This is a genomic window from Caulobacter sp. LARHSG274, from assembly GCF_052871235.1.
Map to the genome: position 1 here is coordinate 1 of NZ_JBIXJO010000026.1, position 13,158 is coordinate 13,158.

Here is a 13,158-nt window from a genome sequence, read left to right on the forward strand (position 1 = left end):
GTCCACCGGCCGCGCGGAGCGCCCGTGACGTGTCGAAACGGTACTCTCCAAATACAATTCCGGGCATGGCCCGGGCGCTCCGCCGCCTCCCCAGCCCCGCCGGCCTTCGCCGGCGGTCGGCGCCGACGCGCGCCTCGAAGATCCGGATGTTCAGACCGCCTTCACCGCCGAGACGATCGACTTGACCACCTTGCGGACCAGGACCGGGTCGTCGCCCTCGGCCATGATGCGGATCAGCGGCTCGGTGCCCGAGGGGCGGACGACGATGCGGCCGGCGCCGTTCAGCTGGGCCTCGCCGTCGGCGATGGCCTCCTTGACGGTCTTGTGCTCCAGCGGCTTGCCGCCGGCGAAGCGGACGTTTTCCAAGAGCTGCGGCAGGGGTTCGAACTGACGGCCGAGAGCGCTCATCGGTCGGCCGGTGCGAACCATCACCGCCAGCACCTGCAGCGCGGCGATCAGGCCGTCGCCGGTGGTCGAGAAGTCCGACAGGATCACATGGCCCGACTGCTCGCCGCCGATGTTGAAGCCGCCCTCGCGCATCCGGGCCATCACATAGCGGTCGCCGACCGCCGTGCGCTCCAGCGTCAGGCCGCGGCCGCCCAGGAAGCGTTCGAGGCCGAGATTGGACATCACCGTGGCTACCACCCCGCCGGCCTTCAGCTTGCCGGCCTCGGCCAGGGCGACGGCGATGATGGCCATGATCTGGTCGCCGTCGACCACCACGCCCTTCTCGTCGCAGATCACCAGGCGGTCGGCGTCGCCGTCCAGGGCGATGCCGATGTCGGCGCGGTATTCGCGCACCAGCTTGGCCATGGCTTCCGGATGGGTCGAGCCGCATTCCTCGTTGATATTGGTGCCGTCCGGCGTGACCCCGACCTCGATGACCTCGGCCCCCAGCTCGTAGAGGGCGGTGGGGGCGACCTTGTAGGCCGCGCCGTGGGCGCAATCGATCACCACCCGCAGGCCCGACAGGCTCATCTGGCGCGGGAAGGTGGCCTTGACGATTTCGACATAGCGGGCCTGGGCGTCGTCGATGCGCTTGACCCGGCCCAGGCCGCGCGGCGGGGCCAGGCCCTCCTGCAGGCCCTCGTCCATCAAGGCCTCGATCTTCAGCTCCTGCTCGTCCGACAGCTTGTAGCCGTCGGGGCCGAACAGCTTGATGCCGTTGTCGGCGAAGTCGTTGTGGCTGGCGCTGATCATCACCCCGAGGTCGGCGCGCATCGAGCGGGTCATCATCGCCACGGCCGGGGTCGGCAGCGGGCCGAACAGCCGCACGTCCATGCCGACGCTGGCGAAGCCGGCGACCAGGGCCGGCTCGATCATGTAGCCCGACAGCCGGGTGTCCTTGCCGATCACCACCAGGTGGCGGCGATCGTCCTGCGAGCGGAACAGCTTGCCGGCCGCCAGGCCGACGCGCAGGGCGACCTCGGCGGTCATCGGATGCTGGTTGGCCTGGCCGCGGATGCCGTCGGTGCCGAAATAGGCGCGCTTGCTCATGGGGGTCGGATCTCGATCTTGATCGTCGCCGGACCGCGAAACGATCCGAAATGCAGATTTATAGCGGCGAGGCTTGAGCGAATGCTAAAGCCCAGCCTCGATATTCCCGCGTCGGTAGCTTTAGTCCTGGCCGACGGGTTCTACAAAGGATCATGGCCCATGTGCGGCATCATCGGCATCGTCGGAACTAAGCCCGTCGCCGAACGCCTGATCGACAGCCTCAAGCGGCTGGAATATCGCGGCTACGACTCGGCCGGGGTCGCAGCCGTGGTCGGCGGCAAGGTCGAGCGGCGGCGGGCCCAGGGCAAGATCAAGAACCTCGAGGCGGTGCTGGCCGAGCAGCCGCTGGTCGCCCAGAACGGCATCGGCCATGTGCGCTGGGCCACCCACGGCGCGCCCAATGTCGCCAACGCCCATCCCCACACCGCCGGCCGCGTCACCCTGGTGCACAACGGCATCATCGAGAACTTCGCCGAGCTGAAAGCCGAGCTGATCGCCGCCGGCCGCCTGTTCGAGAGCGACACCGACACCGAGGTCATCGCCCAGCTGATCGACGCCGAACTGGCCACGCGCCTGGCCCCGCTGGAGGCCTTCAAGGCCACGCTCGACCGGCTGACTGGGGCCTACGCCCTGGCGGTGCTGGTCGAGGGGGCCGACAACCTGGTGCTGGGCGCCCGCCGCGGCAGCCCGCTGGTGGTCGGCGAGGGCGAGGGCGAGATGTTCCTGGGCTCGGACGCCCTGGCCGTCGGCCCGTTCACCAACCGGGTGATCTATCTGGAGGAGGGCGACTATGTGGCCCTCGACCACGACAGCGCCCGGATCTTCGACGTCGCCGGGCGGCCGGTGACGCGGCCGGTCAAGGTGGTCCCCGCCTCGGCGGTGATGATGGAGAAGGGCAACTACCGGCACTTCATGGAAAAGGAGATCCATGACCAGCCGGAGGGCTGCCAGCGGACCATCGCCGCCTATGTCGACGCCCTGACCGCCAAGGCGGCCATGCCCGGCGGCCTCGACCTGGCCGGGCTGGAGCGCATCCAGGTCGTGGCCTGCGGCACCTCCTACATCGCCGGCGTCATCGGCAAGTACCTGATCGAGCAGCTGGCCGACCTGCCGGTCGACGTCGAGATCGCCTCGGAGTTCCGCTACCGCCAGCCGGCCCTGCGCCCGGGCTCGCTGGTCATCGCCATGTCGCAGTCGGGCGAGACCGCCGACACCCTGGCGGCGCTGCGCTACTGCAAGGCCAAGGGCATGAAGAGCGCCGTGGTCGTCAACGCCGCCGAATCGACCATGGCCCGCGAGGTCGACGTGGTCTGGCCGATCCATTGCGGGCCCGAGATCGGCGTGGCCTCGACCAAGGCCTTCACCGCCCAGGTCAGCGTGATGATCGCCCTGGCCGTGGCCGCCGCCAAGGCCCGCGGCCGCATCGACGAGGCCGAGGAGCGCCGCCTGGTCCGGGTGATGCTGGAGGCCCCGCGGCTCATCGCCGAGGCCATCGGCCTGGAGGACAGCCTCAAGGACATCGCCGCCGAGATCGCCAAGGCCCGCGACGTGCTCTATCTGGGCCGCGGCCCGATGTCGGCCCTGGCGCTGGAAGGGGCGCTGAAGCTCAAGGAGATCAGCTACATCCACGCCGAGGGCTACGCCGCCGGCGAGTTGAAGCACGGCCCGATCGCCCTGGTCGACGACCAGACCCCGATCATCATTCTCGCGCCCTACGACTCCTGGTTCGAGAAGTCGGCCTCGAACATGAGCGAGGTCATGGCCCGCGGCGGCCAGGTGGTGTTCATCACCGACCCGCAGGGCGCCCGGCACGCCCCGGCCGGCGCCAAGGTGGTGGTCACCGCCCCGGCCTGCGACCCCCTGGTCTCGGCCCTGGTGATGTCAGCTCCGATCCAGCTCCTGGCCTACCACGTCGCCGTTCTGAAGGGCGCGGACGTCGACCAGCCGCGGAACCTGGCGAAGTCGGTGACGGTGGAGTAGCGGGCGGCTTTAGCGCGCTCGCTCCCCCTCGAACATATAGTCCCGGGTCATCGGCAGGGCGCCGACCCTTTTGGCGACCTGGATCTGGAAGACCATGTGGCCGCCGTAGCGGAAGCCGAGCTCGGCGCCGCACAGATAGAACTCCCACATCCGCCGGAAGCGGGCGTCGAACATCGCCGGGATTTCCGGATCGGCCAGGAACCGCATCCGCCAGTGCCTGCAGGTCTCGGCATAGTGCAGGCGCAGGATCTCGATATCGGTGATCCACAGGCCGGCCGCTTCGACCGCCCTGACGATCTCCGACAGGCCCGGGATGTAGCCGCCGGGGAAGATGTATTTCTGGGTGAAGGCGTTGGTGGCGCCCGGGCCCGACATCCGGCCGATCGAATGGATCACCGCGCTGCCGTCGTCGGCCAGCAGCCGGCTGACCGTTTCGAAATAGGTGCGGAAGTTCGGCGCCCCGACATGCTCGAGCATGCCGACCGAGACGATGCGGTCGAAGGTCTGGTCGAGGTCGCGATAGTCGGTTAGCTGGAATCTGGCCCGGTCGGCGAGGCCCGCCGCCTGGGCCCGCTCTTGGGCCAGGGCCAGCTGCTCGGTCGACAGGGTGACGCCGGTGACCTCGGCCCCGTGGTCGGCCGCCAGGGTCAGGGCCATGCCGCCCCAGCCCGAGCCGATGTCGAGCACCTTCATGCCCGGCGACAGGTTCAGCTTGGCGGCGATATGGGCCTTCTTGGCCGCCTGCGCCTCCTCCAGCGTCATGTCCGGACGGGCGAAATAGGCGCAGCTGTACTGCATGTCGGCGTCGAGGAACCGCCGGTAGAAGGCGTTCGAGACGTCGTAATGGTGAGCGACGTTGCGGCGCGAGGCGATGCGGTCGTTGAGCGACTGCAGGGTCCGCTTCAGGGCCTTGCGGGCCCGGGTCAGCCGCGTGCCGCGCTTGGGGGCGCGGCCGCCGCTCTTGCCGACCATCTCCAGCAGGTCCCACAGGGCTCCCTGCTCGAGGACCAGGTCGCCGTCCATATAGGCCTCGCCCAGGCCAAGGCTGGGATTGGCGACCAGACGGCGCAGGCCCTTGGCGGTCAGGCGCATCGTCACCGGCGGCCCCGAGCCGTCGCCGGCGGTCTTCACCGCGCCGCCCGGGAGGTGGAGGGTCAGGTTCCCGACCTTGACCATCTTGTTCAGCAGAGCTTCGATCATGACGCGACCCTAGCGCGAGCCTCGCCGGGAGGAACAGACGGAAATTTTCCGTCCGTGCCCCTTGTCTTTCGACGCCCGGCTTCCGTTCACCGCTCGCTGTCGAGATGGGCCATCTGGGCCGCGGCGTAGCGGTCGCCGGCCGCCGCGCCCTTGGGCACGGCCCGTTCGATGCCGGCCAGGTCCTCGGTCGACAGCGCCACGTCCAGCGCGCCCAGCGACTCGGCCAGGCGGGTCCGGGTGCGGGCCCCGACCAGCGGCACGATGTCGTCGCCCTGGGCGGCGACCCAGGCGATGGCGACCTGGGCGACGGTGACGCCCTTGGCCTGCGCGATCGTCCGCAGGGCCTCGACGAGGGCCAGGTTGCGGTCGAGGTTTTCACCCTGGAACCGCGGCGAGAAGGCGCGGAAATCGCCGGCCTCGGCCTTGGCGTCGCCTTTGGCGAAGTGGCCGCCGATCAGCCCGCGCGACAGCACGCCATAGGCGGTCATGCCGATGCCCAGCTCGCGCAGCACCGGCAGGATCTTGTCCTCGACGCCGCGCGAGATCAGCGAATATTCGATCTGCAGGTCGGCGATCGGGTGGATGGCGGCGGCCCGGCGGATCGTTTCGGCGCCGACCTCCGACAGGCCGATGTGGCGCACGAAGCCGGCCTTGACGAGGTCGGCGATGGCCCCGACCGTCTCCTCGATCGGCACGTCCGGGTCGAGGCGCGCGGGACGGTAGATGTCGATATGGTCGACGCCCAGCCGCTGCAGCGTATAGGCCAGCGAGGTCTTGACCGCGGCCGGGCGACCGTCGAAGCCGATCCAGCCGCCGGCCGGGTCGCGTTGGGCGCCGAACTTGACGCTGAGGATCGCCTGCTCGCGCTTGCGGCCCTTCAGGGCCTCGCCGATCAGCATCTCGTTGTGGCCCATGCCGTAGAAGTCGCCGGTGTCGATCAGAGTGACTCCCGCCTCCAGGGCGGCGTCGATCGTGGCCAGGCTTTCGGCCCGATCCGAGGGGCCGTACAGGCCCGACATGCCCATGGCGCCCAGGCCCAGGGCGGAGACGGTGGGGCCGGCGGTTCCGAGTTGACGCTGTTGCATTGGGATCTCTCCGGGGTGGACGCGCTTGGCGTCGGTGTTCGATGGCGCGGACTATGCCGTCCCGCGCGACGTGCGATAATCCATCCAATCCTGCACGAGCCGTTTGGAAATCCGCACAATGGCCCAGCCCGACCTTGCCGATCTCGACGCCTTCACCGCCGTGGCTCGGGCCCGCAGCTTCCGCGGCGCGGCGGCCCTGCGCGGGGTGTCGGCCTCGTCCCTGTCTGAGGCTCTGCGCCGGCTGGAGGCCGACCTCGGGGTGCGGCTGCTCAACCGCACCACCCGCAGCGTCACGCCGACCGAGGCGGGCGAGCGGCTGCTGGCGCGCCTGACCCCGGCCCTGGCCGACGTCACCCTGGCCCTGGACGAGGTCAACGCCTTTCGCGACAGCCCGACCGGGGTGCTGAAGCTGAACGTGCCCGGCGCGGTGGCCCGCATCATCTTTCCGGACCTGATCCCCCGGTTCCTGAAGGCCTATCCCGGCGTGCGGCTGGAGATCACCGCCGAGGACAGCTTCGTCGACGTGCTGGCCGCCGGCTTCGACGCCGGGGTCCGCTATGACGAGCGGCTGGAGAAGGACATGATCGCCGTGCCCCTGTCGGGACCGCAGCGCTTCGTGGTGGTCGGCGCGCCGGCCTATTTCGCGGCCCATGGCCGGCCGGTCCATCCGCGCGAGCTGCTGGGCCATCCCTGCATCCGCCATCGCTTCGCCAGCGGCAGCAGCTACGCCTGGGAGTTCGAGAAGGACGGCGAGGTGATCCGCATCCAGCCCGAAGGACCGTTGATCACCACCAGTGTGGAGCTGGAACTGGCGGCCGCGGAAGCGGGCCTGGGCCTGTTCGCCAGTTTCGAAGGCTTCGCCGCGGCCGCCATCGCCGCCGGCCGGCTAGAGACCGTGCTCGACGACTGGCTGCCGCCGTTCACCGGCCCCTATCTCTACTATCCCAGTCGCCGCCACATGCCCGCGCCGCTGCGGGCCTTCGTCGATTTCATCAAGGCCGAAAGGACCAGAAGCGCCTGACCGTCAGCCGCGTCCCGTGACCGAGGCCAGGGCCCGGGCGATCTGGTGGACGTTGTAGGGCTTGCGGACGATCGGGGCGTCGAAGCCCATCGGCGCGGCCTTGTCGGCATAGCCGGTGGCGAAGACGAACGGCCGGCCCTCGCGCCGCAGGACCTCGGCGACGGGGGCCACGGACTGGCCGTTGAGGTCGGCGTCCAGCACCGCGGCGTCGAAGGTCAGCTCCAGCATCTGCAGGGCCTCGGCCAGTTCGGCCGCGCAGCCGACCACCTCGACGCCGGAATCCTCCAGCCCGGCCTCCAGCTCCATGGCCAGCAGCAGCGAATCCTCGACGATCAGCACCTTCAGGCCCGCGATGTCGCCGGCCTTGAAGGTGTCGTCGCCGCCGCCCAGGGTCTCGACGATGCGCTCGTCGGGCTGGACGTCCGGCTCGGGCTCGGGCAGGTCGACCAGGGCGTGGGCCGCGGCGTGGATCATCGCCGCCACGCCGCTGCGGCGGTATTCGATCTGGGCCCGGCCGCCGAGTTCACGCCCGACCACGTCCTCGATCAGGGTGGCGCCGAACCCGCGGGCGGTTGGCGGCGAGGTCAGGGGACCGCCGGTCTCCAGCCATTCGAGATTGAAGCCGCCGTCGGGCGCTCGCCGCCAGACCACCTCCACCCGGCCGCTTTCCAGCGACAGGGCGCCGAACTTCACCGCATTGACGGCCAGCTCGTGCAAGGTCAGCGACAGGGCCGCGGCGGCCCGCGGGGTCAGAAACAGCTCCGGACCGTCCCAGCGGGTCTGGTTGGGGGCCAGGCCGCCCAGCTCGGCGGCGGCGATCCGGGCCAGGGTGGCGCCCCGCCAGCGGGCGGCGCTGAGCAGGTCGTGGGCCGAGCTCATCGACTTGAGCCGGCCGTTGAACGCCTTCAGGAAACCGTCCAGCGACGAGGCCTTGCGCGCCGACTGGCCCGCCACCGATTGCACGGCGGCCAGGATGTTCTTGACCCGGTGGTCCAGCTCGGTGAGCAGGTTCTCGCGCTGGTCATCGGCGTCGCGGCGGGCGGTGACGTCCTGCACCACGCCGATCAGCCGCAGCGGCTTCTGCTCGGCGTCGCGGACCAGCAGGCCGGCGACCCGGTTCCAGACCACCCGGTCGGGCTCGGAGGTCACGCGGCGGAATTCGACCTCGTAGCGACCCTGGGTTTTGAGCTGCTCGTCGATCGAAGCGCGCACGGCCTCGCGGTCGTCGGGATGGACGACGGAATACAGCGCCTCGCCGCCCTCGGCCGGTTCGTCGCCAGCGGGGATCTCGGTGATCCGCGCCATCCGCGGGCTGACCCGCACGACGTCGGCGGGGATGTCCCAGTCGAACTCGCCCAGGTTGGCGGCGCGCAGGGCCAGGGTGATCCGCTCGCTGTCGAGGGCGCGCTCGGCGGCGTTGCGGGCCGTCTCGGCGTCGTGCAGCAGCTCTTCCATGGCCAGGGCGGCCAGGTCGGCCAGGGCCCCGGTCAGGCCGGCGTCCACCGTCTCGCGCGGCGCGTCGTCCTCGACCGTCAGCAGGCCCATCACCTGGCCGTCGGGGTCTTTCAACGGCGCGCACGCGAAGAACCGGGCCTCGCCGGCCAGCGGCGCCGCGATCGGAATGGCCGCTTCGCGGATGTCGCCATGCACCACCGCCCCGCCGCAGCAGCCCATCAGGTCGGCGACCGAGGCGGTGAGCGGATATTCGATCTCGGCGATTCCGACCTTGGCCTTGAGCCAGACGCGGCCGTCGCCGATCAGGCGGATCGCCGCCCGCGGGGCGGCGAACAGGCGCGAGGCCAGGCGGACGATCCGGTCGAAGCGCGGGTCGGCCGGATCGCCGTCCATGGCGCGAAGGGCGTCGAGCGCGCGCAGGCGCCGCGCCTCGTGTTCGTCCGCCAGCGTTGCGCCCGCATCGTCCATGTCCGAATCATAGACCGGGTTCGCGTGACGCGCGAGATCGATAAATCCTTGAGGTTCGTCGTCGCCTGTGGTGAAGCTCCAACCTTGGCGCTAGAATGGAACTTGTCGCCTCGGGTTCGCGTTGACCGGGCGCAGCTTCGCAGCTGCTCGCCCCCAGAAGCCCGAGCCGCGAACCGGAGATCACCATGCCCGACAACGCCCTGAACCCCGCCGCCCAGGAAGCCAACAAGGCGTCGTCGAACGCCAGCGCCGCCCTGGACCACACCGAACGCAGCTTCGGAGAAGCGGCCGCCGCCGCAAAGGTCAATCTGGCCGAAGCGGCCAAGCGCATCGAACAGTCGATCGCCCAGGGCCTGGAGACGCTGCGCGCCCAGACCCGCACCTACACCGACACCGCCGGCCAGCAGGTGGACGACGCCCAGCGCTATGTCGCCGAGCGGGTTCGCGAGCGGCCTATTACCGCCACCCTGGCCGGCCTCGGGGTCGGCGTCCTGCTGGGCCTGCTGCTGGCCGGAAACCGCGGCGGCCGCCACAAGTGATCTTCGAAAAGACCCTGACGACCCTGGCAGCGGCCGCGGCGATCGCCGCGGCCGCTGCTGTGAGCGTGGTCGCCGCCGCCTTCGCCTTGTTCGCCCTGCTGTCGCCCCACCTGGGTCCGGCGGGTTCGGCCGCGGTCGTCGCGGCGGTCGCCGCCGTGATCGTCGGCGTCGCCGGCCTGCTGGCGGCGCGCAAGGCCGAGGAGAAGGCCCGCCCGGCCGCGCCCGACGGCTTCGCCCTGGCCGAGCGAGCGATCGAAATGGTCAAGGAGCGGCCGATCCTGACCATCGGCGCCGCCCTGGCGGCCGGGGTCATCGCCTTCCGCAACCCCGCCCTGGCGGCGATCGTCGCCAAGGCCCTGGCGGACTCGCAAAGGCCGCCGTCGCGCTGAGCGACCTGCGGCCGCCATTCTGAAAATCGCTGTTTTCCCTTCCCCTGGTTTTCCGGGCCTCCGGTCCCATCTTCCGGGGGCGTTTTGCTTTGGAGCGACCCATGTTCAAACTCCCCGACCTGCCCTACGCCTATGAGGCCCTGGAGCCGACCGTCTCGGCCGACACCCTGCATTTCCACCACGACAAGCACCATGCGGCCTATGTCAACGCACTGAACGGCCTGCTGCCGGAGGGCGACAAGCGGCCGCTGGAGGCCGTGATCCGCGAGGCCGGTCCCGGCAAGGTGTTCAACAACGCCGCCCAGGCCTGGAACCACGCCTTCTTCTGGGACGCCATGACCCCGGACAAGCCGGCCCCCGGCGCCGAGCTGTCCGCCGCCATCGCCGAGGCCTTCGGCGACCTGGCCGGGCTGAAGGACAAGTTCGTCGCCGAGGGCGTCGGTCATTTCGGTTCGGGCTGGGTCTGGCTGGCCGTCGAGGGCGGGGCGCTGAAGGTGCTCTCCACCCACGACGCCGACGACACCCTGACCAAGCCGGGCGTCACCCCGCTGCTGGTCTGCGATCTGTGGGAGCACGCCTACTATCTGGACTATCAGAACAACCGCAAAGGCTTCCTGGAAGCCTGGTTCGACGCCCTGCCCAACTGGTCGCTGGCCGATCGCCAGTTCGCCGCGGCCAAGGGCCAGGGCGCGGTCTGGGCCTATCCCGAACCGGCCTGATCCGGTCCGGGGATAACGGGTTAGACTTTCAACGGCGCGACCTCGGTCGCGCCGTTTTCGTTTGCGCCCTTGGGCACGCAGCGCCGTGGCACCGACCAGGTCCGCCAGACCACGAACTGGGTTCTTTCGAAGGCCAGGGCCGTGATGCGGATGTCGACCGCGTCGGCCTCGATCAGGTTGAAGCTGGGCGGCGCGCCGCGCGTCCGCACTGACAGGGTCCCCGAGCCGACCGCCTGGGTGCAGCCGTCCAGGAACGGATAGGGATGGACGAACGGCACGTGGATGTGGCCGGTCAGGACCAGGTCGACGCCGGCCTGGGCGAAGGCCTGGGCCGCCGCCGTCCCGCCCCGCACCCTGGCGGTCATCGGTCCGCCGATCATCTCGATCAGCGGGTGGTGGCAGGCGACGATCTTCAGGCCTTGCGGTTCTGCCTGGCCGAGCACGGCGCAGACCTCGCGCACCTGCCGCCGCGACACCGCGCCCTTCGACCAGTTGAGCCGGATCTGCACGGCCCGGGCCGAGTTCAGCGTCACGACCGTGGCGCGCGGATCCCGCCAGCTGACGCTGCGGGCCGGGCCGAGCCGAGCCTGGTAGCGTCGCCAGGGCGTCGTCACCCGCTCCAGAATCTCGGCGGGGCCTTTGTAGGGCAGGTCATGATTGCCGGGCGTGATCAGTTGCGGCTGCGGCAGGCGGGCGAACCAGGCCTGGGCCGAGGCGAATTCGGTCAGGGCCCCGTCCTTGGTGAGGTCGCCGGCCCCGATCACCAGGTCGGGCTGCTCGGCCTGGATCCGTTCGACGGCCGCCTCGACCGCCTCGCGGTGCTCGCCGCCGAAATGGACGTCGGAGACCTGGACGAGCTTGAACGTCGGAGCGCTCACGCGGCGGGCCCTTCAGGGGGGACCCAGGCGCGAAAGGCCTTGGGGCGGAAGCGTATGCTGACCATGTCCTCGAAGCGGACCATCTCCCCGTCCAGCAGGGCCGGGATCCGGCCGCCGGCCCAGGCCTTGCCGGTTCGGCAGCGGCCGACGACGACCGAGGGGTCGTCGCGCCAGTTGCCGGTCACGGTGTTGACCCCCAGGCGGAAGATGTCCAGGGCGCTGGCCGGGTCGAGCGCCGCCGCCTCCAGGGCCTGGTCGTCGGCGTCTAGGGCGGCCGAGACCAGCGGGCACAGCAGGCTGAGCGCCTCGGCCTTGCCCTTGGGGCGTCCGTCCAGCACGTAGCGAAGCCGTCCGGAGAACGCCCGGCGCAGGGCTCGGCGGGCGTGAAGCAGGGTCAGGTCGAAGCGCCCGGCCCGCGCCGCCTCCCGCGCGCCGGCCCACAGGGCGGGGCTGCCGAGGATGGCGGCGACGAAGAACAGCCGGCCGTTGATCTCGCCGCCGGAGATCATCCGGGCCTGGCCGCCCGCCAGGCAGCGGGCCATGGCCTCCGGCCAGGGGACGACGCCGTAGAGGGCATGGGGCAGCATGTTCATGGTGCCGCCGGGCAAGGGGGCGATCGGCGGGCCCTCGGGACCGGCCAGTTCGGCGGCGGCGCGGGCCGTGCCGTCGCCGGCCAGGATCAGCACGAGGTCGGGGCGGGCGTCGATCACGTCGCGCAGGCAGGCGTCGAGCTCGCCCTCGCCCGGCGCATGGACCCGCCCGTCGGCCCCGTGCGCGGCGAGGATCGCCTCGGCCTCGACCGGCGCGTCCCTGCCCACCGAGCCCGAGGCGATGTTGACGACCACTTCCACACGCATGCGAGACATCCAGGAGCGCCGACGCGCGGGACCGGGTTCGTGCAGCCAACGGCGGAGCTCGACGAGGGTTCCCGGAACCGTTGGCATGACGTGGCCGTTTGCGATCAGGGACAAGCTCGAACGGAGAGCCACGATGAGAAGGACCTTGATCGCCTTGCTGGGCGTGGGCGCACTGGCGAGCGCCTGCACCACGACCGGCAACACCGAGCGCAACGCCGCCGGCGGCGCGGCGCTGGGCGCCCTGGCGGGGGCTGTGATCGGCAACAATGTGGGCGGGGGCAGCGCCAGCACCGGGGCGCTGGTCGGCGCCGCGATCGGCGGTACGGCCGGCGCCGTCAAGGGCTGCCGCGAGGACGGCGGCTGCGGCGCCACCAATGTCAATCGCCGTCAATATTATGATGAGCGGGCCGGACGGTACTACTACTATGACTCGCGTAGCGGTCGTTACTACTGGGAAGACGGCAGCCCCCGTTAAGGCGGGCGCAACCGGGGCTCCAGAAGGAGGCGGTCGGCAGGGGTCGGCCGCCTTTTTTCGTGGCCGCGGCGTCGGAGAGGGCATGTCATGAGAAGAGTCGAGCTGACGATCATCGGCGTCGTGGTCGCGGCGGGCCTAGCGGCGGGCTGCGCGACCGCGCCCAAGTCACGATCCCAGATCGAGGTCGCGACTCCGGCCTGCGAGGATTTCGCGGTGCAGATCTATTTCGACCGGGATTCCGCCGTGCTCACCCAGGAGGCGCGTTCCGTGCTCGCCAATGCAGGCGCCTTGGCCAAGGGCTGCAAGGTGGCGTCGGTCCATGTCGTCGGCCTGGCCGATGCGGTGGGCTCGCCGGACGTCAATCTGGCGCTGTCCGAGCAGCGGGCCGCGGCGGTGACAAAGGCCCTGGCCAAGGTCGGCTTCCGCCATGTGGAGTTCGACGTGGCGGCGGCCGGCGACGCCGGGGCCCTCAACGGCGCCGGCGAGGCGCGGCCCCTGCGGCGGCGGGCTGACGTCCGCTTCGATTTCGACGGACCGCTGCGCTAGCCGGCCGGCGCGCAGCCAGTCGCGCATCACAAAAAGGCGGGCCCAAAGG

The 13,158-nt window shown here is 70.6% G+C and carries 13 protein-coding genes; 7 read left to right on the plus strand and 6 right to left on the minus strand.

Going from position 1 to position 13,158, the window contains the following annotated elements:
* Positions 1–150: 150 nt before the first annotated feature.
* Positions 151–1,497 (minus strand): phosphoglucosamine mutase, encoded by a 1,347-nt coding sequence (gene glmM / locus ACIPQB_RS24175; RefSeq protein WP_446487798.1) that lies wholly within the window; start codon positions 1,495–1,497, stop codon positions 151–153.
* A 159-nt stretch (positions 1,498–1,656) separates the two neighbouring features.
* Between glmM and glmS the strand changes: the two genes are divergently transcribed.
* Positions 1,657–3,477: a glutamine--fructose-6-phosphate transaminase (isomerizing) gene (gene glmS, locus ACIPQB_RS24180; protein WP_446487799.1), complete on the plus strand. Its 1,821-nt coding sequence runs from the start codon at positions 1,657–1,659 to the stop codon at positions 3,475–3,477.
* A 9-nt stretch (positions 3,478–3,486) separates the two neighbouring features.
* Here the strand turns inward: glmS and ACIPQB_RS24185 are convergent, their stop codons facing one another.
* Positions 3,487–4,677: a class I SAM-dependent methyltransferase gene (locus tag ACIPQB_RS24185; RefSeq protein ID WP_446487800.1), complete on the minus strand. Its 1,191-nt coding sequence runs from the start codon at positions 4,675–4,677 to the stop codon at positions 3,487–3,489.
* Between the two features lie 86 nt (positions 4,678–4,763).
* A complete protein-coding gene (locus ACIPQB_RS24190) occupies positions 4,764–5,762 on the minus strand; it encodes an aldo/keto reductase (protein WP_446487801.1) in 999 nt (332 codons plus the stop codon).
* Between the two features lie 118 nt (positions 5,763–5,880).
* On the opposite strand from ACIPQB_RS24190, the gene ACIPQB_RS24195 reads away from it, so the two are divergent.
* The gene (locus tag ACIPQB_RS24195) at positions 5,881–6,783 is read left to right on the plus strand and encodes a LysR family transcriptional regulator (RefSeq protein ID WP_446487802.1); all 903 of its coding nucleotides are present in this window, start codon (positions 5,881–5,883) and stop codon (positions 6,781–6,783) included.
* A gap of 3 nt (positions 6,784–6,786) precedes the next feature.
* On the opposite strand, the gene ACIPQB_RS24200 is transcribed toward ACIPQB_RS24195, so the two are convergent.
* Positions 6,787–8,706: an HWE histidine kinase domain-containing protein gene (locus ACIPQB_RS24200; protein WP_446487803.1), complete on the minus strand. Its 1,920-nt coding sequence runs from the start codon at positions 8,704–8,706 to the stop codon at positions 6,787–6,789.
* A 185-nt stretch (positions 8,707–8,891) separates the two neighbouring features.
* Between ACIPQB_RS24200 and ACIPQB_RS24205 the strand changes: the two genes are divergently transcribed.
* The 3 genes from ACIPQB_RS24205 to ACIPQB_RS24215 all read left to right on the plus strand — a co-directional run bounded on the left by ACIPQB_RS24205 (position 8,892) and on the right by ACIPQB_RS24215 (position 10,353).
* Positions 8,892–9,245: a hypothetical protein gene (locus ACIPQB_RS24205; protein WP_446487804.1), complete on the plus strand. Its 354-nt coding sequence runs from the start codon at positions 8,892–8,894 to the stop codon at positions 9,243–9,245.
* On the plus strand, positions 9,242–9,634 hold the full coding sequence (locus ACIPQB_RS24210) for a hypothetical protein (RefSeq protein WP_446487805.1): 393 nt from the start codon (positions 9,242–9,244) through the stop codon (positions 9,632–9,634). Before ACIPQB_RS24205 ends, ACIPQB_RS24210 begins: the two co-directional genes overlap by 4 nt.
* Positions 9,635–9,735: 101 nt before the next feature.
* Positions 9,736–10,353 (plus strand): superoxide dismutase, encoded by a 618-nt coding sequence (locus ACIPQB_RS24215; protein ID WP_446487806.1) that lies wholly within the window; start codon positions 9,736–9,738, stop codon positions 10,351–10,353.
* A gap of 20 nt (positions 10,354–10,373) precedes the next feature.
* Here ACIPQB_RS24215 and ACIPQB_RS24220 read toward each other — a convergent pair whose 3' ends face one another.
* Positions 10,374–11,231, minus strand: a complete 858-nt coding sequence (locus ACIPQB_RS24220) for a metallophosphoesterase family protein (protein WP_446487807.1) — start codon at positions 11,229–11,231, stop codon at positions 10,374–10,376.
* On the minus strand, positions 11,228–12,088 hold the full coding sequence (locus ACIPQB_RS24225; protein WP_446487808.1) for a diacylglycerol/lipid kinase family protein: 861 nt from the start codon (positions 12,086–12,088) through the stop codon (positions 11,228–11,230). The genes ACIPQB_RS24220 and ACIPQB_RS24225 overlap by 4 nt, the downstream gene beginning before the upstream one ends.
* A 133-nt stretch (positions 12,089–12,221) precedes the next feature.
* On the opposite strand from ACIPQB_RS24225, the gene ACIPQB_RS24230 reads away from it, so the two are divergent.
* Both ACIPQB_RS24230 and ACIPQB_RS24235 read left to right on the plus strand, forming a co-directional pair.
* On the plus strand, positions 12,222–12,563 hold the full coding sequence (locus ACIPQB_RS24230; RefSeq protein WP_446487809.1) for a glycine zipper domain-containing protein: 342 nt from the start codon (positions 12,222–12,224) through the stop codon (positions 12,561–12,563).
* A gap of 87 nt (positions 12,564–12,650) precedes the next feature.
* Positions 12,651–13,109 (plus strand): OmpA family protein, encoded by a 459-nt coding sequence (locus ACIPQB_RS24235; RefSeq protein WP_446487810.1) that lies wholly within the window; start codon positions 12,651–12,653, stop codon positions 13,107–13,109.
* Positions 13,110–13,158: the final 49 nt, after the last annotated feature.